Origin of the sequence: Pseudomonas sp. 7SR1, from assembly GCF_900156465.1 — a bacterium.
Taxonomy (GTDB): Bacteria; Pseudomonadota; Gammaproteobacteria; order Pseudomonadales; family Pseudomonadaceae; genus Aquipseudomonas.
The window spans coordinates 1,227,920-1,251,633 of the sequence record NZ_LT707064.1 but is presented as its reverse complement, the minus strand read 5'-3'; the positions used below and the strand labels follow the sequence as shown (position 1 = coordinate 1,251,633).

The following is a 23,714-nucleotide window of genomic DNA, read 5'->3' as shown; positions in this document are numbered from 1 at the left end:
GCCTTTGAGATCGTGCATGCAGGTTTGAGGGCCGCTACGCGGCCCAGCGGGGTAAATCCCCTCGCCACAAAGGCGATTGCGTCGCTGTTCAGCGAAAAAACGGCACATCCCCCAACACCGTCGCCCGGTGCATCACACGCCGGGCCGGACGGTAGTCATCCACAGCGAAATGCTGGGTCACACGGTTGTCCCAGAAAGCCACGTCGTTGACCTGCCAGCGCCAACGAAGGGTAAATTCGGGCCGTGTGGCGTGGGCGAACAACAGTTTCAGGATCACCTCGCTTTCGGTCTCCGACAGTTCGTTGATGCGCGTGGTGAAACCTTCATTGACGAACAACGAGCGCCGCCCGCTCACCGGGTGAGTGCGGATCACCGGGTGCGACAGCGGTGGATTCCTGCGCCGTGCCTGTTCCCAGCGGGCCAGGTCTTGCGCAGTGTTGCCAAAGCGTTCCAGGGGAAACGAACGGGTGAAATCGTGGGTCGCCGTGAGCCCTTCCAGCAAGCGCTTCAAAGGTGTCGACAAGGCTTCGTAGGCCGCGATACCGCTGGCCCATAACGTATCGCCGCCGAACGGCGGCAGTAGCTTGGCACTGAGCACCGCGCCCATGGCGGGTGTCGGCAGGAAGGTCACGTCGGTGTGCCAGATGGCATTGTCGCGAACATCGGTGACGGCCGTGTCGAGCACCAGCACTTCGGGCTGCGTCGGCACGTTGGGGTAGATCGGATGGATGTGCAGGTCGCCGAAATACGCGGCGAACCGTGCCTGTTGTGGCGGTTCGATCGGTTGGTCGCGAAAGAACAGCACCTGGTGCTCCAGCAGTGCCTGGCCGATGATCTCGCGGTGCTGCGGGCCCAGGGGCTGGCTGATGTCGATCCCGCTGATCTGCGCGCCGAGGGCGGTGCTCAAAGGGGTGATGGTCGGGCTATTCATTGCAGGGTCTCGTTCCGGGCGCCGAATGGTCAGCGTGGTCATGGGCGTCAATGGGTCTGGCCGTGCCACGGCACCAGCTTGCGTTGCAGGGCGCGCAGGCTCATCTCCATGGTGAAGGCGATCAGCGCGATCACCAGGATTCCCAGGACCACCACATCGGTCACCAGGAACTGCGCCGCCGACTGCACCATGAACCCCAGGCCGCTGGTGGCGGCGATCAGTTCGGCGGCCACCAGGGTGGACCAGCCCACGCCCAGGCCGATGCGGACGCCGGTGAGAATGTCCGGCAGGGCACTGGGCACGATCACATGGCGGAGCAATTGGGTGCGCGTAGCGCCCAGGGACTGCGCTGCGCGTATCTTCGCCGGGTCGACGGTGCGAACCCCCGTGGCGGTGGCGATGGCAATCGGGGCGAAGATCGCCAGGTAGATCAACAGCACTTTCGACAGCTCACCGATGCCGCACCAGATCACGATCAATGGCAGGTAAGCCAGGGGCGGAATCGGCCGGTAGAACTCGATCAACGGGTCCAGTACGCCGCGTGCCGCGCGGCTGGTGCCGATGGCGATGCCCACCGGCACCGCCGTGAGCACTGCCAACAGCAGGCCCAGGCCGATCCGCCCAAGGCTTGCCCCCAGGTGTTGCCAGAGCGTGGCGTCCATGTAGCCGCTGGTCACCAGTAGCCAGCCTTTTTGCAGCACGGCGCAAGGCGGTGGCAGAAACAGAGGCTCGATCAGTCCGCTGGCGGTGACCGCCCACCAGAGCAGCAGCAACGCTGCCAGGGTCAGGCCGCTGATCCATCGCGTGCTCAAGCGAGGCCTTGAACCCCTGGACGAGGCCTGGGGCGCAGGGCGGCTGATCACGGCTGGAATTTCATAGCTGCTCATGCGCGCTCCTGTGGCCGGACGGCGCTGCGTTGGGAAAACACCTTGGCGAGGACGTGCTCCCGGGTTTCGATAAAGCGCGGATCGGACTTGATCGACCGCGCCGATTCCCCGGCTCCATAGCGCCGTCCGAAATCGAGGCTCAGGCGCTCGACGATCTGCCCGGGGTTGGGTGCCAGCAGAATCAGGTCGGTGGCGAGAAAGACCGCTTCTTCGATGTCATGGGTAATCAGGAACACGGGTTTGGCAGCGCGCTGCCAGACTTGCAGTAGCAGTTCCTGCATCTGCTCGCGGGTAAAGGCATCCAGCGCGCCGAAGGGTTCGTCCATCAGCAGCAGGCGAGGATCGGCCGCCAGCGCACGGGCCAGGCCGACGCGTTGTTTCTGCCCCCCGGAAAGTTGCCAGATACGGCGTCGTTCGAAACCGGCCAGGTCTACCAGGGCGAGCATTTCGCGAGCGCGGGCTTCGCGCTCTGCCTTGGCGACACCGGCCAGTTCCAGGCCGAACCCGACGTTGGCCAGTACGTCTTGCCAGGGCAACAAGGCGTCATCCTGGAACACCACGCCGCGTTCGGCTCCCGGCCCCGAGACCGGCACGCCGTCCAGGGTGATCTGCCCGGCGCTGGGCTCGACGAAACCGGCGATCAGGTTCAGCAGTGACGTCTTGCCACTGCCGGACGGGCCGAGGGCAACCAGCAGCTGTTGCGGTCCCAGGTCCAGCGATATGTCCGCCAGTACCGGTTCCGCCGCGCCGGGGTACTGTGCGCTGATGCGCTCCAGTTGTAGCAAGGCCATCGCGATGACTCCTTTGCTGGCGGATCAATGAGGAATGTATTTGGCGCTGACGAAGGGCGTGTAGTCCGGCAGCACAGCCTCCACCTTGCCTTGCTCCTTGAGGAACGCGGCGGTCTTGGCGATGGCCTGGGTAGTCGGTGCGCCGAGGCTCACGACCTGGTCGGCCGCCAGTGGGAATACGTTGCCTTGCAGCAGGAGCGGGATGTCGCTGGCCTTGGCGCCGGAGAGCTTCACCAGCTTATCGACGTTGGACGTGTCGGCCAGCCAGGCTTGTGGGTCCTTGCGGTACTGGGAGTAGGCATCCAGGGTGACCTTGGCGAAGGCGGTCACGATCTCGGGATGCTGCCTGGCGAAGTCCTTGCGCACGATCCAGGCGTCGAAGGTCGGCGCGCCGAACCTGGCCAGTTCGGCGGAAGTGATCAGCACCTTGCCGTTTTCCTTGGCCACGCCCAGGGCCGGGTCCCAGACGTAGGTGGCATCGATGTCGCCGCGCTTCCAGGCAGCGATGATGGCCGGTGGCGCGAGGTTCAGGATGGTGACTTTCGAGGGGTCGATGTTCCAGTGTTTCAGGGCGGCGAGTAGGCTGTAATGGCCGGTGGACACGAACGGCACGGCGATCTTCTTGCCGACCAGATCCTGCGCAGTGCTGATGCCGGCGCCATCACGCACCACCAAGGCTTCGGCCGCGCCGATCTGCGTGGCGATAAGGAAGGTTTCTACCGGTACCTGGCGGGACACCGCCGCCGTCAGTGGGCTGGAACCCAGGTAGCCGATCTGGACATCACCGGAAGCGATGGCGGCAATGACATCGGCGCCATTGTCGAATTTGCGCCAGTCGATCCTGGCCTGGGTGGCTTTCTCGTAGGTGCCGTCTGCCTGGGCAACCTTGGCCGGATCGACGGTGGTCTGGTAGGCGACGGTCAGGTCGGCCGCCTGGGCAAAGAGGCTGGTGGCGGCCAGGGAGACGGCCGCGAAAAGAATACGGGGGAAACGCAATGCCATGGGAAAGCTCCTCAAACAGGCGGCCGGACGGTCGGTGTTCGAGGAGACTAAATGATATAAGAATCCAGAAATAAATAACTTTTTGGAACTAGCTTATTTTCGAAAACATTTACAAGAGGTAAAGAAGTGGGCGTCGCCTACCGCTTTTGTGGCGAGGGGATTTATCCCTGCCGAGTTGCGAAGCAACCCCAGTTCAGTCGTATGCGAGCCGACTGAGACACCGAGGTGAACGTCGAGGGCTGCTTGTAGCCAACGGGGATAAATCCCCTCGCCACAAGATCATTCCCATGTAGGACATGGGAATGATGCATGGAGGGTCAGTTGCTGATCGCCAGGATGCTGGCCTGGTACGAGCCTACGAATACATCGAAGTCTCCCACCTCGTTCTGCTCCAGCTCGGCTTGCTGGGCCAGGGACTGGCGGGCAGCCTCTTCGAACGCCTGTTGCTCGGACGAAGGCAGGGGTGCGGCGCGGAAGAACTCGGCGTGGGCCTTGCTCTGGCGCAGGGAGAACTGGGCAAAACTTTCCTGGTTCTGCGCCATGGCCGCCAATATCTGGGCGGAAGGTGTCAGGGACGGATCCCGCACCTTCGCCAGTTGCACATCCAGCGCCTGGCGATGGGCTTCGCCACCCTGGCTCTGGTCGAGGAGCGAGGCCAGCGGCGAGATCTTTTCCAACAGCTCGAGGGCCCAGGCCTGCATGTCCACCGATTGGCCCTGGCGCTGCAGTTGCAGGCCTGGCTTGCGGCCTTCCTTGACGACCCTCAGGAAGTTGCTCGTGGCGTTGCCGCATTCGTTGTTTTCGAACAGCGGGCTGTCGTTGAGGGCGCAATACAGCAGGAATGCATCGAGGAACCGCGACTCGGTGACATCGATGCCCATGGGCAGGAACGGGTTGATGTCCAGGCAGCGTACTTCCACGTACTGGATACCGCGGGCCATCAACGCCTGGATCGGACGCTCGCCGGTATAGGTCACGCGTTTGGGGCGGATGTTGGAGTAGTACTCGTTTTCGATCTGCAGGATGTTGGTGTTGAGCTGGATCCATTCACCGTCACGGTGAGTGCCGATCTCGACATAGGGCGCATAGGGTGTGGCCACTGCCTTGCGCAGGCTGTCGGTGTAGCTCGCCAGATCGTTGTAGCACGGCGTCAGGCCGGCCTGGGCGTTGCTCTGGTAACCCAGGTCGCTCATGCGCAGGCTGGTGGCGTAGGGCAGGTACAGGGTGTCCGGGTCCAGTTGCTCCAACTGGTGCGGGCGGCCACGCAGGAAGCCGGCGTCCAGGGCCGGCGAAGCGCCGAACAGGTACATCAGCAGCCAACTGTAGCGGCGGAAATTGCGGATCAGCGCGATATAGGCCGACGACTGGAAGTCGCGATCACTCATTTCGGCGGCCTCGGCCTGGCGCAGCAGCGGCCAGAGCTTTTCCGGCAGGGAGAAGTTGTAATGGATCCCCGCGATGCACTGCATGGTCTTGCCGTAGCGCAGGGCCAGGCCCTGGCGGTAGACATATTTCAGCCGGCCGATGTTCGAGGTGCCGTAGTAGGCGATCGGGATTTCTTCTTCCGCGGGCAGCGGGCACGGCATCGACGGGCTCCACAGGTATTCGTCGCCGAGCTTGCTGTAGACGAACCGGTGGATGCTGTCGAGGCTGTCCAGGGTATCGACCGGGTCCGCCAGGGCTGGCGTGATGAACTCCAGCAGCGACTCGGAATAGTCGGTGGTGATCTGTTCATTGGTCAGTGCCGAACCCAGGGCATCGGGGTGCGGCGTCAGCGCCAGGCGCCCGTCGCGCGTGACACGCAGGCATTCACGTTCGATACCGTGCAGGCACTGCTCGAGCAGGGAGAGGTTGGCGCGCTCGCCGAGCAGGGCCAGGCGGCGGTTTAAGAGGTCGCTCAAGTTGAATTCCTTCACGCGTCAGTCGCCCCAATATGGGGGTGGGCAAGGCGCTCTACAAGGGTGAGGTCAAAACTGGCGTTATCGCCTGGTTTTCGTGCCAAAAAGCTAGCCACCGCAACCCCACTGTGGGAGCGAGCCTGCGCGCGATGGCGGTGGATCAGCAACGTTGATCTTGACTGACCCTCCGCTATCGCGGACAAGCTCGCTTCCACAGGAAGGCCCGACACAGCATTTCATGGCGTCGAAATTAACCCAAATCGATGACAGGGAGCTATAGGACAGCGAACGTGCCTTGCGCTTTTGCGACCAGTTTTTCGCCTTGCATCACGTCGGCCTCGACCACCAGCGTGCGTCGGCCGGGATGGATCACCCGGGCCGTGCACAGCACCTCGCCGTCGGACACGGCGCGAATGTAATTGATCTTGCACTCGATGGTCGCGCTCTGCTGGTCGAAGCCATGGACACTGGAGCAGGCCAGGCCCATGGCAATGTCCACCAGGCTGAACAGTGCGCCGCCGTGCAGCTTGCCGCCGCGGTTGCGCAACGGCGGCTCAAGGCCCAGGGCGACTTGCGCCACCCCGTCTCCCAGGCTCTGCAAGCGGCAGCCGAGCAACTTGAAGAATGCGCTCTCCACCAACCCGGCCGGCGCGTCCATCAGCGTTTCTTCAACTGCTTGGCGTTGGCGAACAGCGAGGCCATGGCATTGTTCGCCGGGGCCGCCGTGGCGGTTTCCTTGCGTGGCGCGGAGTGCTGCGGTTGACGCGGTGTCGAGCCGGGACGGGCTCCCCGGGCACCGTCGACTTTCTCGCCGGGCGTGTCGCTCATGCGCATCGACAGGCCGACGCGTTTGCGCGGAATGTCGACTTCCATAACTTTCACCTTCACCACGTCGCCGGCCTTCACCGCTTCGCGCGGATCCTTGATGAATTTCTCCGACAGTGCCGAGATATGCACCAGACCGTCCTGATGCACGCCGATGTCGACGAAAGCACCGAAGTTGGTGACATTGGTGACCACGCCTTCGAGAATCATGCCCGGCTGCAGGTCCTTGAGGTCTTCGACGCCTTCCTGGAATTCGGCGGTCTTGAACTCGGGACGCGGGTCGCGGCCCGGTTTCTCCAGTTCCTGGAGAATGTCGGTCACGGTTGGCAGGCCGAAGGTCTCATCGGTGAATTTCTTCGGATCCAGGCGCTTCAGGAACGCGGCGTCGCCGATCAGCGAGCGGATGTCGCGGTCGGTCTGGGCGGCGATACGTTGCACCAGCGGGTAGGCCTCGGGGTGGACGGCCGACGAATCCAGCGGGTTGTCACCGTTCATGACGCGCAGGAAGCCCGCGGCCTGTTCGAAGGTCTTCTCGCCCAGGCGCGGGACCTTTTTCAAGGCGGCGCGGGTCTTGAAGGCGCCATGCTCGTCGCGATGGGTCACGATGTTCTGCGCCAGCGTGGCGTTCAGGCCCGAGATACGCGCCAGCAGTGCCACCGACGCGGTGTTCACGTCCACGCCCACGGCGTTCACGCAGTCTTCCACCACGGCATCCAGGCCGCGCGCCAGTTTCAACTGGGACACGTCGTGCTGGTATTGGCCGACACCGATGGATTTCGGATCGATCTTCACCAGTTCCGCCAGCGGGTCCTGCAAACGGCGGGCGATGGAGACCGCGCCACGGATCGACACGTCCAGGTCCGGGAACTCCTTGGCCGCCAGTTCCGAGGCCGAGTAAACGGAAGCGCCGGCTTCGGAGACCATGACCTTGGTCAGCTTCATGGCGGGATACTTCTTGATCAGCTCGGCGGCCAGCTTGTCGGTCTCCCGGCTGGCGGTGCCATTGCCGATGGCGATCAGGTCCACGGAGTGCTTGGCGCACAGGGCGGCGAGCACCGCGAGGGTCTGGTCCCACTTGTTGTGTGGCACGTGAGGGTAGACCGTGGCGTGGTCCAGCAGCTTGCCGGTGGAGTCCACCACCGCCACCTTGCAACCGGTGCGCAGGCCCGGGTCCAGGCCCAGGGTGGCGCGAGGACCGGCCGGCGCAGCCAGCAGCAGGTCATGCAGGTTGTGGGCGAATACGTTGATCGCCTCGGTCTCGGCGTTGTCGCGCAGTTCGCCCAGCAGGTCGGTTTCCAGATGGGTGTAGAGCTTGACCTTCCACGTCCAGCGCACCACTTCGGCGAGCCACTTGTCGGCGGCGCGGTTCTGGTTCTGGATGCCGAACTGCTGGCCGATCATGCCTTCGCAAGGGTGCATCGTTCCGGGCAACTCATCGCCGACTTTCAGCGCGGAGCTGAGGATGCCTTCGTTGCGGCCGCGGAAGATCGCCAGGGCCCGGTGGGACGGTACGCTCTTGAGCGGTTCGTCGTGTTCGAAGTAATCGCGGAACTTCGCGCCTTCCTCTTCCTTGCCGGCAATGACACGTGCACTGAGGATCGCTTCCTGTTTAAGGAAGTTGCGCAGTTTTTCCAGCAGGTTGGCGTCTTCGGCGAAGCGCTCCATGAGGATGTACTTGGCACCTTCCAGCGCGGCCTTTACGTCGGCCACGCCTTTTTCGGCATCGACGAAGCGCGCGGCCTCGGTTTCCGGGGTCAGGGTCGGGTCGTTGAAAAGGCCGTCGGCCAGTTCGCCAAGGCCGGCTTCCAGGGCGATCTGGCCCTTGGTGCGGCGTTTTTGCTTGTAGGGCAGGTACAAGTCTTCGAGACGGGTCTTGGTGTCGGCCAGCTTGATATCGCGCTCCAGTGCCGGGGTCAGCTTGCCCTGTTCCTGGATGCTGGCCAGGATGCTGACGCGCCGTTCGTCGAGTTCGCGCAGATAACGCAGGCGTTCTTCCAGATGACGCAATTGAGTGTCATCGAGGCTGCCGGTCACCTCTTTCCGGTAACGGGCGATAAAAGGCACCGTGGAGCCTTCATCGAGTAGCGCGACGGCCGCTTCGACCTGTTGTGGGCGTACGCCGAGCTCCTCGGCGATGCGGCTGTTGATGCTGTCCATAAAACCACCTGACAAATTGTGAAATCAGGCCCGCCACCGCGTAGACAGGGCTCGGCGAGACTGGTTGAGCGGCCTGGCATGCGCCGCTGCCTGGGTCAAAAGGCTGTCTGTTGACCCGCGAATTCAAAAAGTGCTGCCTGGCCTGGGAAATCATGCCGGGAATACGATCCGACATTTGCTGGCACAAAAGGCCGCGCATTATAACCAGCGTTCCGTCTTTCGGGGGCGTCGCGGTCTGTAGGCTCGATACCCGTAATTGTGGAGATAGAGGAAAAATCTGCTAACAATGCACACGGTGCGTATAACGGCAGCTAGGCCATAATGCGCGCCGAGATCAAAGGAGCTTCCTATGAGCAGCACTGCACAAACTGCTGAAGGCGAAAAAATTCTGATCGTTGACGACGATCCTGGGCTGAGCAGCCTGCTGGAGCGTTTTTTCGTCAGCAAGGGCTACCGCGCCCGTACCGTACCGAACACCGAACAGATGGACCGGCTGCTGGCCCGCGAGGTCTTCAACCTGGTGGTCCTCGACCTGATGCTCCCTGGCGAGGACGGCCTGACTGCCTGTCGTCGCCTGCGTGGCGCCAACAACCAGATCCCGATCATCATGCTCACCGCCAAGGGTGACGAGCTGAGCCGTATCAAGGGCCTGGAGCTGGGGGCCGACGACTACCTGGCCAAGCCGTTCAACCCGGACGAGCTGATGGCACGGGTCAAGGCGGTCCTGCGTCGCCAGTCGGCCCCGGTACCCGGCGCCCCGGGCAGCGAAGACGAGAGCGTGACCTTCGGTGACTATGAACTGTCCCTGGCCACCCGCGAGCTCAAGCGCGGCAATGAAATCCACATGCTCACCACCGGCGAGTTCGCGGTGCTCAAGGCCCTGGTCATGAACGCACGCCAGCCGCTGACACGCGACAAGCTGATGAACCTGGCCCGTGGCCGTGAGTGGGATGCGCTGGAGCGTTCCATCGACGTGCAGATTTCCCGCCTGCGCCGGATGATCGAACCCGATCCTTCCAAGCCGCGTTATATCCAGACCGTCTGGGGCGTGGGTTATGTCTTCGTACCGGATGGTGCCGCCAGCAAGTGATCGGCGATTTGTAGGAGCGGGTTGGCTGGTTGAAGGCTTCTTCCAGGCGACTCGCAGTCCCTCAGTGTGCGAGCATCCCTCGCTCCTGCAAGTGTGTAGCGGTTATCCATGAAAACCCCCGTTTGGTTCCCCCAGAGTTTCTTCTCCCGCACCCTCTGGCTGGTGCTGATCGTCGTGCTTTTTTCCAAGGCGCTGACACTGGTCTACCTGCTGATGAACGAAGACGTGCTGGTGGATCGGCAATACAGCCACGGCGTTGCCCTGACCCTGCGGGCCTACTGGGCCGCCGACGAAACCAACCGGGCCAAGATCGCCGAGGCGGCGACGTTGATCCGGGTGGTGGGGGCCGGTGTGCCGGAGGGGGAGCAGCACTGGCCCTACAGCGAGATCTATCAGCGGCAGATGCAGGCCGAACTGGGTGCCGATACCGAGGTTCGACTGCGCATGCATTCGCCTCCGGCGCTCTGGGTGCGTGCGCCGAGCCTGGGGGACGGCTGGCTTAAGGTCCCGCTGTACCCTCATCCGCTACGGGGGCAGAAGATCTGGAACGTGCTTGGCTGGTTCCTCGCCATCGGCCTGTTGTCGACGGCGTCGGCGTGGATCTTCGTCAGCCAGCTCAACCAGCCGTTGAAGCGGCTGGTCTACGCGGCTCGCCAACTGGGCCAGGGGCGTAGCGTGCGCCTGCCCATCAGTGACACGCCCAGCGAAATGACCGAGGTCTACCGTGCCTTCAACCAGATGGCCGAAGATGTCGAGCAGGCCGGACGCGAGCGCGAACTGATGCTCGCCGGTGTTTCCCACGACCTGCGCACGCCACTGACCCGGCTGCGCCTGTCGCTGGAGCTGATGGGCGAACATACCGACCTGACCAACGAAATGGTCCGTGACATCGAGGACATGGACGCGATCCTCGACCAGTTCCTGGCATTCATTCGCGATGGCCGTGACGAGTCCGTGGAGGAAGTGGACCTCAGCGAACTGGTCCGGGAAGTGGTCGCGCCCTACAACCAGAACGATGAAAAAGTGCATCTGCGGCTGGAACCGATCCAGCCGTTCCCGCTACGCCGGGTATCGATGAAGCGTCTGTTGAACAACCTGATCGGTAACGCCTTGAACCATGCCGGCACCGGTGTCGAAGTGGCGGCCTATGTGTCCGGTGACACCAGCGCGCCGTATGTCGTGCTGAGTGTCATGGACCGTGGCGCGGGCATCGATCCGTCGGAGCTGGAAGCCATCTTCAACCCCTTCACCCGTGGCGACCGCGCCCGAGGCGGGAAGGGCACGGGCCTGGGCCTGGCCATCGTCAAGCGTATCGCCTCGATGCACGGCGGCAACGTCGAGCTGCGCAATCGCGTCGGTGGCGGGCTGGAAGCGCGGGTGCGGTTGCCGTTGGGCTTGATGCTGCCCAGGGATGCAGTGTAGAGACAGCCACAAGCCGCGAGTTTCAAGCTGCAAGTTGGAAGCGGTGTACGCTTGCAGCTTGCAGCGGCCCTTCAGCCCTTGCCCTTTGTCCGGGTCATGTTCGGCCCGCCATTCTTTTCCAGATGCTCGATGATGATTCCCGCCACGTTCTTGCCTGTGGTGGTTTCGATGCCTTCCAGCCCGGGCGAGGAGTTGACCTCCATCACCAGCGGCCCGTGATTGGAGCGCAGGATGTCCACGCCTGCCACGGCCAGGCCCATGACTTTCGCCGCGCGCAGGGCGGTCATGCGTTCTTCCGGAGTGATCTTGATCAGGCTGGCGCTGCCGCCCCGATGCAGGTTGGAGCGGAATTCACCGGGGCGGGCCTGACGCTTCATCGAGGCGATGACCTTGTCGCCGACCACGAAGCAGCGAATGTCCGCGCCCCCGGCTTCCTTGATGTACTCCTGCACCATGATGTTCTGCTTCAGGCCCATGAACGCCTCGATTACCGATTCGGCCGCGGTCGCGGTTTCACACAGGACCACGCCGATGCCCTGGGTACCCTCCAGCACCTTGATCACCAGCGGTGCGCCGTTGACCATGGCGATGAGGTCGGGAATATCGTCGGGGGAGTGTGCAAAGCCGGTCACCGGCAGGCCGATGCCACGTCGCGACAACAGCTGCAGCGAGCGCAGTTTGTCCCGGGCGCGGGCGATGGCCACGGACTCGTTGAGGGGGAAGACGCCCATCATTTCGAATTGTCGCAACACCGCGCAGCCATAGAACGTGACCGATGCGCCAATGCGCGGGATCACCGCATCGAACCCTTCCAGCGGTTGGCCCCGGTAATGGATCTGCGGCTTGTGGCTGGCGATGTTCATATAGGCGCGCAGGGTGTCGATCACCACCATTTCATGGCCACGCTCGGTCCCGGCTTCAACCAGGCGACGAGTGGAATACAGACGCGGATTTCGCGACAGCACAGCGATCTTCATGCAACACCTGTGGCAGAGGTAGTGGACACCGGGAATACCGGCTTGTCTTGAACGTATTTGATGCCCGGGTTGACGACCAACTGGCCGTCGACCAAGGCTTTGGAACCCAGCAGCAGGCGATATCGCATGGATTTACGACAGGCGAGGGTGAATTCGACCCGCCAGATCCGGTCACCCAACGCCAGCGTAGTGCTGATCACGTAGCGCACCTGAGCGTGGCCGTTGGAACTCTTGATGGTCTTGCGCGCCACCAGCGGGGCTTCGCAGCGGCGATGGCGCAGTTGCACCACCGTGCCCAGGTGCGCGGTGAAACGCACCCACTTCTCGCCGTCGCGCTCGAAGGGCTCGATATCGGTGGCGTGCAGGCTGGAGGTGCTGGCGCCGGTGTCGATTTTTGCCCGCAGGCCCGCCACCCCCAGGTCTGGGAGCGCCACCCACTCGCGAAGACCGACAACGGTCAAATGGTCAAATGTCTTCAATAAAAACAACCTGATCAGTACGTCGGATCGTGGGAGTCCGCGAGTCGCGGTATCGCACAGGATAATCACAAAATGGCGACAGATATCTACGCACCTGTTTGCGCTTGTAACTTTCGCCGGCAAACCGGCGTGGCGCGCATTCTATCTGTCAGGCCGGATTCGTGCGCTCGACAAAAACGGTAGTACAGTTCTGACTATCGGTAGAGAGAGGAATTGCAGTGGCACAAAAACAGGAAGAGGACGACAAGGTCCGTCTCGATAAATGGTTGTGGGCGGCGCGATTCTACAAGACCCGTGCCTTGGCCAAGGCTGCGATCGAAAGTGGCAAGGTTCATCACCGGGGCGAGCGCTGCAAGCCCGGCAAGGAGCCACGCATCGGCGACGAATACGTCATTCGCACCGGGTTCGATGAAAAGACCGTGGTGGTCGAGGCCTTGTCGATCGTGCGGCGTGGAGCACCTGAAGCGCAGGCGTTGTATCGTGAAACCGAAGCCAGCATCGCCAGGCGCGAGGCCGCCGCCGCGCAGCGCAAGGCCGGTGCCCTGGGCGTCAGTACCGATGGCAAGCCGAGCAAGAAGCAGCGCCGGGATCTGTTCAAGTTCCGGGGAAGCAATAGCGAATAGAAGAGGTCGGCAGCGGATTATCGGGTGGATGCTGTGCATACCGTCCGGCGCTTTGCTTGGAAGCCACCCGGAATGGCCATAAAATGCCGCCCATTCCTTTGCCATCACCTCAGATACCAGATCTCATGACTGATTTACCGGATAACGATTGCACCCAACGTTTCATCTTCGATGACAGCGACGCCCGAGGCGACCTGGTGGCGTTGGAGCGCAGTTACGCCGAAGTCCTTGCCAAGCACGCCTATCCGGAGCCGGTCGCGCAATTGCTCGGTGAGCTGATGGCGGCCGCGGCACTGTTGGTGGGCACTTTGAAGTTCGATGGCTTGCTGATTCTCCAGGCCCGCTCCGAAGGCCCGGTGCCTTTGCTGATGATCGAGTGCTCCAGTGAGCGCGAGATCCGTGGACTGGCCCGCTATCACGCCGAGCAGATCGCCCCCGACGCCACCCTGGCCGACCTGATGCCCAACGGTGTCCTGGCCCTGACGGTCGACCCGACCCAAGGCAAGCGCTACCAAGGTATCGTCGATCTTGACGGCGCCACCCTCGCCGAGTGCTTCACCAACTACTTCGTCATGTCCCAGCAGACTAACACGCGTTTCTGGCTGTACGCCGACGGACGGCGCGCCCGTGGCCTGCTGCTGCAACAATTGCCCCCCGATCGCATTCGTGACCCGGAGGAGCGTGACGCCAATTGGGAGCACCTCACCACGCTGGCCAACACCCTGACTGCCGATGAGCTGCTGGGTCTGGACAACGAAACCGTCCTGCATCGCCTCTATCACGAAGAAGCCGTTCGGCTGTTCGACAGCCTGCCGTTGCGCTTCCGTTGCAGTTGCTCCCGTGAACGATCAGGCAATGCGCTGGTCAGTCTGGGTCTGGAAGATGCGCAGCAGCTGGTGATCGAGCATGGCGGCGCCGTCGAGATCGATTGCCAGTTCTGTAATGAACGGTACTTGTTCGATGCGGCGGACGTTGCGCAATTGTTCGCCGGAGCGGGTGTCGGGTCGCCGTCAGATACTCGTCACTGAAACGGTTCAGTTCAGGTAAATCTCCTGGCAAACGACGGTTTTACGCCGTACTGACGGGAGGGCCCTACTTTTTTTGGGCTTTTCTGGCATAATCCGGCGCACTTTTTTCGGGTAGTAGTGCGCGACTTCCTACTACAAAACGTTTGGAGCACTCGGCCACGGGCCGATGGGGAATCTCATGACGCAAGCCAATAACACCGTGTACACCGATCTGAGTGTCGATGATCTGGTCAAAGAAGCCCTGAATCGCGGTGAAGGCGAGCTTGCCGATACTGGCGCGCTGGTTGTCCGTACCGGTCATCGTACCGGTCGCTCGCCAGCCGACCGTTTCATCGTAGAAGAGCCGAGCACCCAGGACGCCATCGCCTGGGGCCCGATCAACCGCAAATTCCCTGCCGACAAGTTCGATGCCCTGTGGGCTCGCGTCGAAGCGTTCAACAACGCTCAAGAGCATTTTGTCTCCCACGTTCATGTAGGCGCGTCCGACGAGCACTACCTGGCGGTGACGATGACCACCCAGACTGCCTGGCAGAACCTGTTCGGTCGTTGCCTGTTCATCAACCCGGCCCAGTACAACCCCGCTGGTCGCCAGGAATGGCAGATCCTCAACGTCGCCAACTTCGAATGCGTGCCCGAGCGTGATGGCACCAACTCCGACGGTTGCGTCATTCTCAATTTCGCGCAGAAGAAAGTCCTGATCGCCGGCATGCGCTACGCCGGTGAAATGAAAAAAGCCATGTTCTCGGTGCAGAACTTCCTGCTGCCGGCCGCTGACGTGCTGCCAATGCACTGCGCCGCCAACATCGGCGAAGAGGGTGACGTGACCCTGTTCTTCGGCCTGTCCGGCACCGGCAAGACCACTCTGTCCGCCGATGAAAGCCGTTACCTGATCGGTGACGACGAGCACGGTTGGGGCGAAGGCGTGGTGTTCAACATCGAAGGCGGTTGCTATGCCAAGTGCATCGACCTGTCGGAGAAGAACGAGCCGGTAATCTGGAAAGCCATCAAGCACGGCGCCGTGCTGGAAAACGTTGTGTTGGATGAGGCCAAGAAGGCTGACTACGCCGACGGCAGCCTTACCCAGAACAGCCGCGCAGCCTACCCGCTGGAGCATGTCGAGAAGCGTTCGGCGAAAAACCTCGGCGGTGAGCCTAACGCCGTGATCTTCCTGACCTGCGACCTGACCGGCGTACTGCCGCCTGTCTCGATCCTCAGCGAAGAGCAAGCGGCCTACCACTTCCTGTCCGGCTACACCGCACTGGTGGGCTCGACTGAAATGGGGTCGGGCAGCGGCATCAAGTCGACCTTTTCCACCTGCTTCGGTGCACCGTTCTTCCCACGTCCGGCCGGCGAATACGCAGAACTGCTGATCAAGCGTATCCGTGGCTTCGGTTCCAAGGTCTATCTGGTCAACACCGGCTGGACCGGTGGTGGCTACGGCGTCGGCAAGCGCTTCAACATCCCGACCACCCGCGCGGTGATCGCAGCGATCCAGAGCGGCGCGCTGGTGGGTGCCGCAACCGAGCACCTGGACATCATCAACCTGGACGTGCCGCTGGCCGTTCCAGGCGTCGAGACTGGCCTGCTGAACCCACGCAATACCTGGGCCGACAAGGCCGCCTACGACGAAGCTGCCAAGGCGCTGGCTGGCCTGTTCATCGAGAACTTCAAGAAGTTCGAAGTGAGCGATGCAATCAAGGCTGCCGGTCCACAGTTGTAAGGCCTGGTTTGCGAATGAAAAAGCCGCCCCTCATGGGCGGCTTTTTCATGGCCGCTATTTGTCCAGCGCCTGGAGAAGTGAATGTCTCGACGGCTGCTCCGTGGTTCAGGGAGATGAAGATCGACTCTGGCAGGGGCTTCATCAAGGGGGGGAGGAGACCTGGTGACTATCCGGCTCAACGCACTCTTTGCCGCACGACTTCGAGCATTTGGCTGCCGTCCTGGACCAACAGGTAAAGGGCGTGAACGATGCTGGGGATATCCTTCACATCGGCGTGCTTGAAGCACAGGCAATGCAGGGTTTCGAGCAGGTCGCTGGATGCCCGGATACGTTGGGCGGCGGCATCGCAGAGTTGCTGGAGATTGGCCTCGGTGTCGATGACCATGGCCGGTGTGCTGTGGAGCTGCTGGTACCGCTCGCAAGGCGGGTTGGATACTTGCATTTGAGCCTCTTCGGTACGATTTTGGAATCGTGTGGGGACTATAGAGAGCCCCGATCAGGTACCGCAATATGGCTTGGAGGGACGGGATGTGTAGGGCGTTTACCACCGTCTGAAGTCCAGTTTGATGCGCTTGCCTGGTTTTCTTCGATCCGTCCCCATTCCCCTTCGACAATCATCCCGTGCCTACCCATGCGCCGTAGGACCACCGTCGGAAGCGGTAGGCTACTTCCGACGATGCTGTCAAAAACGTCCACCGTATCAGGTGTCAGCTAGCCAGGGGCCTCGCAGAAAATCAGTCGGGAGGAAGCCGCCCAGGACATTGTGATCGGGGCCTCAAGGGTCGCAAGCATTGGTACTTCTTCGGGAAGCTTCGTGCATGCGCTCAGGAACAGGCATGTGATGACAGCGATGTGGCGGGTCAATGTGTGCGGCATGGTGGTCTCCTTATGGAGTTCGATCATTCAACCATCGGTTCAGGGGGGCGTCGGGAGGCTGCGTCGAGGTCCATCAAGCCCCTGCCATAAGCTTCCTGGTTGGCGTAGACGCCCGTGCGGTTGGCGGTTGCCAGCAGATGGTCGCGCACTTGTTGCGCACTGAGCTGGGGATACAGGCTGTGCAGGGCTGCCAGTGCGCCGCTGACCATCGCGGTCGCCGGCGAGGTGCCCGCGGTTTGTACGTAGCGACCGTTCTTGCCCACCGTGAGCAGCCCGCGTCCTTCGCCGACGTCGCCGCCGGGCACGGCAATGCACCAGGCGGCCGCGACCCCGCAATAGTTGGATTTGCCGTTGATGGCACTGCCGTCGTTCTTCAGTGCAACAACCGCGATCCAGCCTTTTTCCAGTTCGGGCAATGCCACCGGCAATCCGGGTTCGGCCAGGGGCTGGCGCTTGAGTTCGTTGCCGGTCGGGAAGACAAAGACGGCTCCGTCCTGCACCAGCTTTCGAGCGGTGGCCAGGGCGTCCGGCATGACCTGGTTGTAACGGGCTTCGTTGATTTCAGTCGCCGGAATGGCGTTGGCCCAGGCGTTATTGAACAGGCGAGCGCCTTTGTCGAAGCCGCTTTGCCAGGATCGGGCAATTTGCGTGTCGAAGAAGAAAGGCTCGTTGTCGTCGCCGAAACGAAAGGGGATCAAGCGGGCGTCGAATGCGATGCCGTGCATGCCCTGGCCGTCCTTGTTGGCGGCGAGGATGCCGGCCATCTGTGTGCCATGACCGATACGGTCAAGGGTGCCGGGACGGTTTTCGACATGATCGAACCCGGGGTCGGCCAGCCTGCCCTCGAATTCCTTCTGGCGGGTGTCGAGCCCCGAGTCGATCAAGGCAACGACCGTATCCTTGCCAGTACCGCCCCGGGCGTAGAGGGCGGAAGCCTTGACCGCCGCCAAGCCTCGCTGGGCATGATATTCCGCTGTTTCGAAAACGCCCGGATCGGTGTCGGTGCGTTCAGCGACGGTCAGGCAGCCCGTCAGCGACAGGACTGACATCACGAACAGGGCACGTAAGGTGAGCGATAAGGGTGACAATGGTTCGTTCCTTGAAAAGTGTCGTGGGCGCCGGGCTTCCTGCCCGGCGCATGCATGAAGTGAAAAGGCACCTTAACGTGCTGGTCTCGTGGGAACGAGGCATCAGAGTGCCCGGATTTGTATCTCTTCGTGGCGATCTCCGGCGCGTTTGTGCAGGGTGCCCAGCAAGCCGCATCCATCCGCTGAATGCCCGCCATCACACGAATAAATTTCAAAAAGATTCAATGCCTGACTAAGGTGGAGGCTGTCTTTGGATCGCTGACAAGAGAACAGACATGAACCAGACACCCTTCGATATTCAGCGCGCCGCCGTAGTGGGTGCAGGTACCATGGGCCGTGGCATCGTGATGTGCCTGGCCAATGCCGGCGTGGCGGTACAGTGGGTCGACAATAACCCGCAGATGCTTGAGCAGGCGCTGGCTGCGGTGGCCGAGACCTACGCCCATAACGTACGCCAGGGACGTCTCGAACAGGCTGAGGCCGATGCGCGGGTCGCCCGGGTGACACGGGCCGATGACTATGCGGCGATTCGTGAGGTGGACCTGGTGATCGAAGCCGTCTACGAAAACCTCGAACTCAAGCAGAAGATCTTTCGAGACCTGGATGCGTTGCTCAAGCCCGAGGCCATCCTGGCAAGCAACACCTCGGCGCTGGACATCGACGCCATCGCGGCCGCCACTCAGCGGCCCACCCAGGTGCTGGGCCTGCACTTCTTCAGCCCGGCGCACATCATGAAACTGCTGGAGATCGTACGGGGCGCCCAGACCTCCAGGGCGGTCCTGGACGCGGCCCTGGCCCTGGGCAAGCGCATGGGCAAGGTCAGTGTGATCTCCGGCAACTGCCATGGGTTCATCGGCAACCGCATGCTGCACCCGTATGTGCTGGAGGCCCGCAAGATGCTGCTGGAGGGGGCGTTCCCTCATCAGGTCGATGCGGCGCTACAGGGCTTCGGCTTCGCCATGGGGCCGTTCCGCATGTACGACGTGGTGGGGATCGACCTGGAGTGGCGCGCCCGGGAGCTGGCGGGCAAAGGCCAGGACGCGCCCGAGGTGCAGGTGGATAACCGCTTGTGCGAGCTGGGGCGGTTCGGGCAGAAAAGCGGCAACGGTTACTATCACTACGAGCCGGGTAGCCGGCAGGCCGAGCATGACGTGGAAGTGGATGCGCTGGTGCAGCGGGTCAGCGAAGAGCTGGGTTTCCAGCGTCGCCAGATCGGCACCGAGGAGATTCTCGAGCGTTGTCTCCTGGCGCTGGTCAACGAAGGCGCGAAGATCCTGCAGGAGGGCATCGCCGAGTCGGCCCACGATATCGACCTGGTGTATCTCAACGGCTATGGTTTTCCAGCGCAAAAGGGTGGGCCGATGGCCTGGGCGGATGAGCAAGGGCTCGAGGGTATTCACGCGCGCCTGCTCGAACTCGAGACGAAGCAGGGGGATCATTGGCAGCCCGCGCGCCTGATCGGGGAGCTTGCCGCCCAGCACAAGGGGTTTGCGCAGCGGTAACCGCATCGCGCGACGATCACTGGACCACCGCAAAGGACAACCGATGCCCCAACGTAGCGAATACCCGCACCTGCATCCCATCACCACGCGCTGGCATGACAACGATGTGTACGGTCACGTCAACAACGTCACCTACTACAGTTTTTTCGACACGGCGGTGAACACCTATCTGATCGAGGTCGGCGGCCTGGATATCCACACCGGGGAAGTGGTGGGGTTCGTGGTGAGTTCGGCCTGCGATTACTTTGCATCCATCGCCTTTCCCGACCGGATCGAAGTCGGCCTGCGAGTCGGCAAGCTGGGCAACAGCTCGGTGCAATACGAGCTGGCTGTGTTCAAGGCGGGGGAGGAAGAGGCTTGTGCTGCGGGACGCTTCGTACACGTGTTCGTGGACCGGGCGTCGAACCTGCCGGTGACGATTCCAGGGCGGCTGCGTACGGCGTTGGAACGTTTGGTGGCCTGAAACGAAAGATCGCAGCCTCCGGCGGGCGGAGGCTGCGATCTTCAACGGCTGGAGTCTGTCAGCCGTTAGTCGCGGTAGTAGCGATGATGCTTCTTGCGATGCCCATAGGCATGGCCGCGACCCGGGTGGCCGTCACGGTAGTAGCGGCGGTCACCACGGCGACCGTCATAATGACGGTCGTCGTCATCGTCCTTGCCCATGTAGTTGCCCAGCGCGCCGCCGGCACCACCGCCCGCGGCTGCGCCGATCAGGCTGCCGGTGGTGCCGCCCAGGTTGCGACCGACCACGTTACCGCCAGCGGCGCCCAACGCACCGCCGATGGCTGCTTCGCCACGGCTGTGTCTGTCCGCACCGACCGCACTGCCACCTGCGCCGCCAATGGCCGCGCCAATGGTCGAGCCAGTGCTGCCGCCCAGGGATTGGCCGACAACCGAACCCAATACCCCGCCCAATGCGCCGCCCACGCCTGCTTCGGTAGTACCACCAGCGGAGGCGATGCCACTGACCAGGCCAAGGGACAACAAGAGAATGGAGGAGAACTTCATAGAGGAGCCTCAAAGGGATGACGGCGCGATCCTGAGGCTGGCTTCGCTTGGTTACAATCGAAATCCGACGAGTAGCACGACTTGTGCACAATTCTCTAACTTATTGTTTTTTGGGCGGAACTTAAGCATTTTTCGCCGGTCTTTAGCTACTTCGGACAGGCCGCTTTACACGTAAAGCGGCCTTTTTTGTGCCCGGGTTTTGCTCAGGCCGACTTGGCCAGGATCAGGCTGTCCTCGCTTGCCGCTTCCAGGCGGATCGCGACGAATTTCGATGTTGGCGTGTGGCTGCCATCGCCAGTGCTTTCCAATGGCACCAACGGGTTCACTTCGGGGTAATAGGCTGCGGCCTGTCCAGCGGGGATATCGAACGCCAGCAGGGTAAAGCCCTTGACCCGTCGCTCATGGCCGTCATCCCAGAGTGAAACGATATCGGCCTTCTGTCCGGGCTTGAAGCCCAGGCGGATGATATCGGCCTCGTTGACGAACAACACGTCGCGCTGACCTTTCACGCCACGATAGCGGTCGTTGAGGCCGTAGATGGTGGTGTTGTACTGGTCGTGGGAGCGCATGGATTGCAGGATCAAATCCGGCAGCCGGCCGGTGGCACGGGTGCGTTCATGCACCAGGTCGGTCGGCAGGCGGTTGGGCTTGAAGTTGGCGCGGCCCGAAGGGGTATTCCAGCGACGCGCCCCGGCACTGTTGCCCAGGTAGAAACCGCCGGGGTTGCGCAGCTTCTCGTTGAAATCCTTGAATCCTGGGATGGTGTCGGCAATCAGGTTGCGGATGCGGCTGTAGTCGGCCACCAGCCAGCTCCAGTCCACCGGACGGTTGCCCAGCGTGGCGGCGGCCATGCCGGCGATGATCCAGGGTTCGGAGCGCATCTGGGTCGACAGTGGTTCCAATTGTCCCATGGACGCATGGACCATGCTGAACGAGTCTTCCACGGTCACCGCTTGCGGGCCTTCGGCTTGCCGATCGATGTCGGTACGGCCCAGGCAGGGCAATATCAGTGCTTGCTTGCCATGGGCCAGATGGCTGCGATTGAGCTTGGTGCTGATCTGCACCGTCAGGTCGCAATTGCTCAGGGCCTGGAAAGTGCGGTGGCTGTCCGGCGTGGCCTGGGCGAAGTTGCCCCCCAGGCCGATGAATACCTTCGCCCGGCCGGCGGCCATGGCGTGGATCGCCTCGACGACGTTGTGACCGTTCTCCCGCGGAACCTTGAATTGGAAGCGCCGTTCCAGCGAATCGAGGAAGGCCACCGGTGGGCGCTCGTTGATGCCCATGGTCCGGTCGCCCTGGACGTTACTGTGGCCGCGAACCGGGCACAGGCCTGCGCCCGGCCGGCCGATGTTGCCGCGCAGCAGCATCAGGTTGGCGATTTCCTGGATGGTGGCCACCGAGTGGCGATGCTGGGTGATGCCCATGGCCCAGCACATGATCACATTCTTGCCCTTGGCGTACATGCGTGCCGCCTGTTCGATCTCGGCCAGGGTCAGGCCAGATTGCTCGACGATCTGTTCCCATGGCGTATCGTCGACCACGGCCAGATACTCCAGCACGTTGGTGCTGTGCTCGTTGAGGAATCCGTGGTCGAACACCGCGGGGGCGCCGGTGTTCTGTGCTTCGCGTTCCCATTGCAGCAGGAACTTCGCCATGCCCCGCACAATCGCCATGTCACCGCCCAGGGCTGGCCGGAAATAGGCGGTGTTGGTCGGCTTGTCGCCATTGGTCAGCATTTCGAGCGGATGCTGGGGATGCTGGAAGCGCTCCAGGCCGCGCTCCTTGAGCGGGTTGATGCACACTACCTGGGCGCCGCGCTTCACCGCTTCGCGCAGCGGCTCCAGCATCCGCGGGTGGTTGGTGCCGGGGTTCTGTCCCCAGACGAAAATAGCGTCGGCGTGCTCGAAGTCGTCGAAGGTCACGGTGCCCTTGCCCACGCCGACACTCTGGGACAGCGCTACGCCGCTGGCCTCGTGGCACATGTTCGAGCAGTCGGGGAAGTTGTTGGTGCCATAGGCACGGACGAACAACTGGTACAGATAGGCCGCTTCGTTGCTGGCCCGCCCCGAGGTGTAGAACTCGGCCTGGTCCGGGCTGGACAGGCCTTGCAGGTGCTTGCCGATCAAGGCAAACGCCGCTTCCCAACTGATGGGCTTGTAGCGATCGGTCTGGGCGTCATAGCTCATCGGCTCGGTCAGCCGGCCCTGGTATTCAAGCCAGTAGTCGCTCTGCTCCAGCAACGAGGTCACGCTGTGCCTGGCGAAGAAGGCCGCGTCGACACGGCGCTTGGTGGCCTCCCAGTTCACGGCCTTGGCGCCGTTTTCGCAGAACTTGACCACGCCGCTTTCCGGCGAGTCGCCCCAGGCGCAGCCCGGGCAATCGAAACCACCGTTCTGGTTGGTCTTGAGCATCATGCGGATGTTCTTCAGCGCGTTGTCGCTGGTCAGCCAGGCTTGAGCGACGCTGATCAGCGCGCCCCAACCACCGGCCGGGCCCTTGTAGGGCTTGTAGCGTGGTACGGGTTTCTGGTCGGCTTGTTGATGATTGCTCACGCTTGTTTCTCCATCGCAGGGCTGTAGACCCGAGGCGCACTTTTCTGTGGCAGGTGGATAAGATTGAGGTTGTGTTGTCGGGCCCATTGCACGGCGAGCCCGGTGGGCGACGACAGGCTGACCAGGGTCTGGATACCGGCGCGCAGCACCTTCTGGATCAGTTCGAGGCTGCAGCGACTGGTCACGATCGCCAGGCCACCGGCTACCGGGATCCGTTGCCGGATCAATGCGCCGATCAGCTTGTCCAGGGCATTGTGGCGGCCGATGTCTTCACGGCCCAGCAGCAATTCACCCTGGTCATTCATGAACAGCGCCGCGTGTACCGCGCCGCAGTGCTGTCCCAGGGGCTGGAACTGGCCGATGCGCTGGCGCAGGCCATCGAGCCATTGCGCCGGCGGCAGCGGCGCGCCAGGCAGTACCTTGAGATCCGGCAGCGCCTGTTCCACGGCTTCCACCCCGCATAGCCCGCAGCCACTGGTACCGGCCAGTTGCCGGCGCTGTTGCTTGAGGTTCCAGAAGGCACGATTGGCGATGGTTACCTGGGCGTACTGCGCGGAGCCCGCGCCGGTCAGCTGCAGGTCATAGATGTCCGATGGGTCTTCGATGATGCCGCTGCCAAGGCTGAAGCCGACGATGAAATCCTCGAGGTCGGTGGGCGTGACCAGCATCACGGCCTGGCTGATGCCGTTATAGGCAATCGCCAGCGCCACTTCCTCGGCCAGCGCTGTGCTGTCCGATTCGGAGTGGTCCAGGTTGCAGTAGCGGTAACTCTGGCTGGCAGTGGCCGCGGGTGTTTCCACCGCAGGCACCGGGCAGACCGGAGGCTTGGCTTTCATGGCATCACCGACGGTTTGGATA

At 62.4% G+C, this 23,714-nt stretch carries 21 protein-coding genes; 7 read left to right on the top strand and 14 right to left on the bottom strand.

What is annotated here, in order from left to right; genetic code table 11:
- Positions 1-88: 88 nt before the first annotated feature.
- The 7 genes from tauD to BW992_RS05710 all read right to left on the bottom strand — a co-directional run bounded on the left by tauD (position 89) and on the right by BW992_RS05710 (position 8,491).
- Positions 89-931 (bottom strand): taurine dioxygenase, encoded by an 843-nt coding sequence (gene tauD, locus BW992_RS05740; RefSeq protein WP_072397721.1) that lies wholly within the window; start codon positions 929-931, stop codon positions 89-91.
- A gap of 47 nt (positions 932-978) precedes the next feature.
- Positions 979-1,818, bottom strand: a complete 840-nt coding sequence (gene tauC, locus BW992_RS05735; protein ID WP_072397722.1) for a taurine ABC transporter permease TauC — start codon at positions 1,816-1,818, stop codon at positions 979-981.
- Positions 1,815-2,609 carry a taurine ABC transporter ATP-binding subunit gene (gene tauB / locus BW992_RS05730; protein ID WP_072397723.1) on the bottom strand — a complete coding sequence of 265 codons (795 nt, stop codon included), beginning with the start codon at positions 2,607-2,609 and terminating at the stop codon, positions 1,815-1,817. The genes tauC and tauB overlap by 4 nt, the downstream gene beginning before the upstream one ends.
- A gap of 24 nt (positions 2,610-2,633) precedes the next feature.
- Positions 2,634-3,611 carry a taurine ABC transporter substrate-binding protein gene (gene tauA, locus BW992_RS05725; protein WP_072397724.1) on the bottom strand — a complete coding sequence of 326 codons (978 nt, stop codon included), beginning with the start codon at positions 3,609-3,611 and terminating at the stop codon, positions 2,634-2,636.
- A gap of 317 nt (positions 3,612-3,928) precedes the next feature.
- Positions 3,929-5,512: a glutamate--cysteine ligase gene (gene gshA, locus BW992_RS05720; protein ID WP_072397725.1), complete on the bottom strand. Its 1,584-nt coding sequence runs from the start codon at positions 5,510-5,512 to the stop codon at positions 3,929-3,931.
- 271 nt (positions 5,513-5,783) lie between these two features.
- Entirely contained in the window at positions 5,784-6,167 is a 384-nt protein-coding gene (locus BW992_RS05715; protein WP_072397726.1) for a PaaI family thioesterase, read from the bottom strand.
- Positions 6,167-8,491, bottom strand: coding sequence for a Tex family protein (locus BW992_RS05710; RefSeq protein WP_072397727.1), 2,325 nt, complete (start codon positions 8,489-8,491; stop codon positions 6,167-6,169). Before BW992_RS05710 ends, BW992_RS05715 begins: the two co-directional genes overlap by 1 nt.
- A gap of 349 nt (positions 8,492-8,840) precedes the next feature.
- Between BW992_RS05710 and ompR the strand changes: the two genes are divergently transcribed.
- Both ompR and BW992_RS05700 read left to right on the top strand, forming a co-directional pair.
- Positions 8,841-9,581 (top strand): osmolarity response regulator transcription factor OmpR, encoded by a 741-nt coding sequence (gene ompR / locus BW992_RS05705; RefSeq protein ID WP_003186825.1) that lies wholly within the window; start codon positions 8,841-8,843, stop codon positions 9,579-9,581.
- 108 nt (positions 9,582-9,689) lie between these two features.
- Complete coding sequence (locus BW992_RS05700) at positions 9,690-11,003, top strand: ATP-binding protein (RefSeq protein ID WP_072397728.1); 1,314 nt, start codon at positions 9,690-9,692, stop codon at positions 11,001-11,003.
- Between the two features lie 71 nt (positions 11,004-11,074).
- Here BW992_RS05700 and rimK read toward each other — a convergent pair whose 3' ends face one another.
- Both rimK and rimB read right to left on the bottom strand, forming a co-directional pair.
- The gene (gene rimK, locus BW992_RS05695; protein WP_072397729.1) at positions 11,075-11,980 is read right to left on the bottom strand and encodes a 30S ribosomal protein S6--L-glutamate ligase; all 906 of its coding nucleotides are present in this window, start codon (positions 11,978-11,980) and stop codon (positions 11,075-11,077) included.
- Entirely contained in the window at positions 11,977-12,459 is a 483-nt protein-coding gene (gene rimB / locus BW992_RS05690; protein ID WP_072397730.1) for a retropepsin-like aspartic endopeptidase RimB, read from the bottom strand. The genes rimK and rimB overlap by 4 nt, the downstream gene beginning before the upstream one ends.
- Positions 12,460-12,677: 218 nt before the next feature.
- On the opposite strand from rimB, the gene BW992_RS05685 reads away from it, so the two are divergent.
- The 3 genes from BW992_RS05685 to BW992_RS05675 all read left to right on the top strand — a co-directional run bounded on the left by BW992_RS05685 (position 12,678) and on the right by BW992_RS05675 (position 15,830).
- Positions 12,678-13,082: an RNA-binding S4 domain-containing protein gene (locus BW992_RS05685; RefSeq protein ID WP_072397731.1), complete on the top strand. Its 405-nt coding sequence runs from the start codon at positions 12,678-12,680 to the stop codon at positions 13,080-13,082.
- Between the two features lie 125 nt (positions 13,083-13,207).
- Entirely contained in the window at positions 13,208-14,110 is a 903-nt protein-coding gene (gene hslO / locus BW992_RS05680; RefSeq protein ID WP_072397732.1) for an Hsp33 family molecular chaperone HslO, read from the top strand.
- 178 nt (positions 14,111-14,288) lie between these two features.
- A complete protein-coding gene (locus tag BW992_RS05675; protein ID WP_076405740.1) occupies positions 14,289-15,830 on the top strand; it encodes a phosphoenolpyruvate carboxykinase in 1,542 nt (513 codons plus the stop codon).
- Between the two features lie 175 nt (positions 15,831-16,005).
- On the opposite strand, the gene BW992_RS05670 is transcribed toward BW992_RS05675, so the two are convergent.
- Together BW992_RS05670 and BW992_RS05660 are read right to left on the bottom strand one after the other, a co-directional pair.
- A complete protein-coding gene (locus BW992_RS05670; RefSeq protein ID WP_072397734.1) occupies positions 16,006-16,272 on the bottom strand; it encodes a hypothetical protein in 267 nt (88 codons plus the stop codon).
- A gap of 457 nt (positions 16,273-16,729) precedes the next feature.
- On the bottom strand, positions 16,730-17,755 hold the full coding sequence (locus tag BW992_RS05660; protein ID WP_076407328.1) for a S8 family peptidase: 1,026 nt from the start codon (positions 17,753-17,755) through the stop codon (positions 16,730-16,732).
- 314 nt (positions 17,756-18,069) lie between these two features.
- On the opposite strand from BW992_RS05660, the gene BW992_RS05655 reads away from it, so the two are divergent.
- Together BW992_RS05655 and BW992_RS05650 are read left to right on the top strand one after the other, a co-directional pair.
- Positions 18,070-19,296, top strand: a complete 1,227-nt coding sequence (locus BW992_RS05655; protein WP_076405738.1) for a 3-hydroxyacyl-CoA dehydrogenase — start codon at positions 18,070-18,072, stop codon at positions 19,294-19,296.
- 43 nt (positions 19,297-19,339) lie between these two features.
- Entirely contained in the window at positions 19,340-19,759 is a 420-nt protein-coding gene (locus BW992_RS05650; RefSeq protein ID WP_072431754.1) for an acyl-CoA thioesterase, read from the top strand.
- 65 nt (positions 19,760-19,824) lie between these two features.
- On the opposite strand, the gene BW992_RS05645 is transcribed toward BW992_RS05650, so the two are convergent.
- The 3 genes from BW992_RS05645 to fdhD all read right to left on the bottom strand — a co-directional run bounded on the left by BW992_RS05645 (position 19,825) and on the right by fdhD (position 23,692).
- Positions 19,825-20,304, bottom strand: coding sequence for a glycine zipper domain-containing protein (locus tag BW992_RS05645; RefSeq protein ID WP_072397738.1), 480 nt, complete (start codon positions 20,302-20,304; stop codon positions 19,825-19,827).
- 203 nt (positions 20,305-20,507) lie between these two features.
- Entirely contained in the window at positions 20,508-22,856 is a 2,349-nt protein-coding gene (locus tag BW992_RS05640; protein ID WP_072397739.1) for an FdhF/YdeP family oxidoreductase, read from the bottom strand.
- Positions 22,853-23,692: a formate dehydrogenase accessory sulfurtransferase FdhD gene (fdhD, locus tag BW992_RS05635; protein WP_072397740.1), complete on the bottom strand. Its 840-nt coding sequence runs from the start codon at positions 23,690-23,692 to the stop codon at positions 22,853-22,855. The genes BW992_RS05640 and fdhD overlap by 4 nt, the downstream gene beginning before the upstream one ends.
- Positions 23,693-23,714 lie beyond the last annotated feature (22 nt).

Excerpts from the sequence above, each read along its gene's own strand:
- tauD (WP_072397721.1), bottom strand. The coding sequence starts at position 931 with ATGAATAGCCCGACCATCACCCCTTTGAGCACCGCCCTCGGCGCGCAG.
- tauC (WP_072397722.1), bottom strand. The coding sequence starts at position 1,818 with ATGAGCAGCTATGAAATTCCAGCCGTGATCAGCCGCCCTGCGCCCCAG.
- tauB (WP_072397723.1), bottom strand. The coding sequence starts at position 2,609 with ATGGCCTTGCTACAACTGGAGCGCATCAGCGCACAGTACCCCGGCGCG.
- tauA (WP_072397724.1), bottom strand. The coding sequence starts at position 3,611 with ATGGCATTGCGTTTCCCCCGTATTCTTTTCGCGGCCGTCTCCCTGGCC.
- BW992_RS05715 (WP_072397726.1), bottom strand. The coding sequence starts at position 6,167 with ATGGACGCGCCGGCCGGGTTGGTGGAGAGCGCATTCTTCAAGTTGCTC.
- BW992_RS05710 (WP_072397727.1), bottom strand. The coding sequence starts at position 8,491 with ATGGACAGCATCAACAGCCGCATCGCCGAGGAGCTCGGCGTACGCCCA.
- ompR (WP_003186825.1), top strand. The coding sequence starts at position 8,841 with ATGAGCAGCACTGCACAAACTGCTGAAGGCGAAAAAATTCTGATCGTT.
- BW992_RS05700 (WP_072397728.1), top strand. The coding sequence starts at position 9,690 with ATGAAAACCCCCGTTTGGTTCCCCCAGAGTTTCTTCTCCCGCACCCTC.
- rimK (WP_072397729.1), bottom strand. The coding sequence starts at position 11,980 with ATGAAGATCGCTGTGCTGTCGCGAAATCCGCGTCTGTATTCCACTCGT.
- hslO (WP_072397732.1), top strand. The coding sequence starts at position 13,208 with ATGACTGATTTACCGGATAACGATTGCACCCAACGTTTCATCTTCGAT.
- BW992_RS05675 (WP_076405740.1), top strand. The coding sequence starts at position 14,289 with ATGACGCAAGCCAATAACACCGTGTACACCGATCTGAGTGTCGATGAT.
- BW992_RS05670 (WP_072397734.1), bottom strand. The coding sequence starts at position 16,272 with ATGCAAGTATCCAACCCGCCTTGCGAGCGGTACCAGCAGCTCCACAGC.
- BW992_RS05660 (WP_076407328.1), bottom strand. The coding sequence starts at position 17,755 with ATGTCAGTCCTGTCGCTGACGGGCTGCCTGACCGTCGCTGAACGCACC.
- BW992_RS05655 (WP_076405738.1), top strand. The coding sequence starts at position 18,070 with ATGAACCAGACACCCTTCGATATTCAGCGCGCCGCCGTAGTGGGTGCA.
- BW992_RS05650 (WP_072431754.1), top strand. The coding sequence starts at position 19,340 with ATGCCCCAACGTAGCGAATACCCGCACCTGCATCCCATCACCACGCGC.
- BW992_RS05645 (WP_072397738.1), bottom strand. The coding sequence starts at position 20,304 with ATGAAGTTCTCCTCCATTCTCTTGTTGTCCCTTGGCCTGGTCAGTGGC.
- fdhD (WP_072397740.1), bottom strand. The coding sequence starts at position 23,692 with ATGAAAGCCAAGCCTCCGGTCTGCCCGGTGCCTGCGGTGGAAACACCC.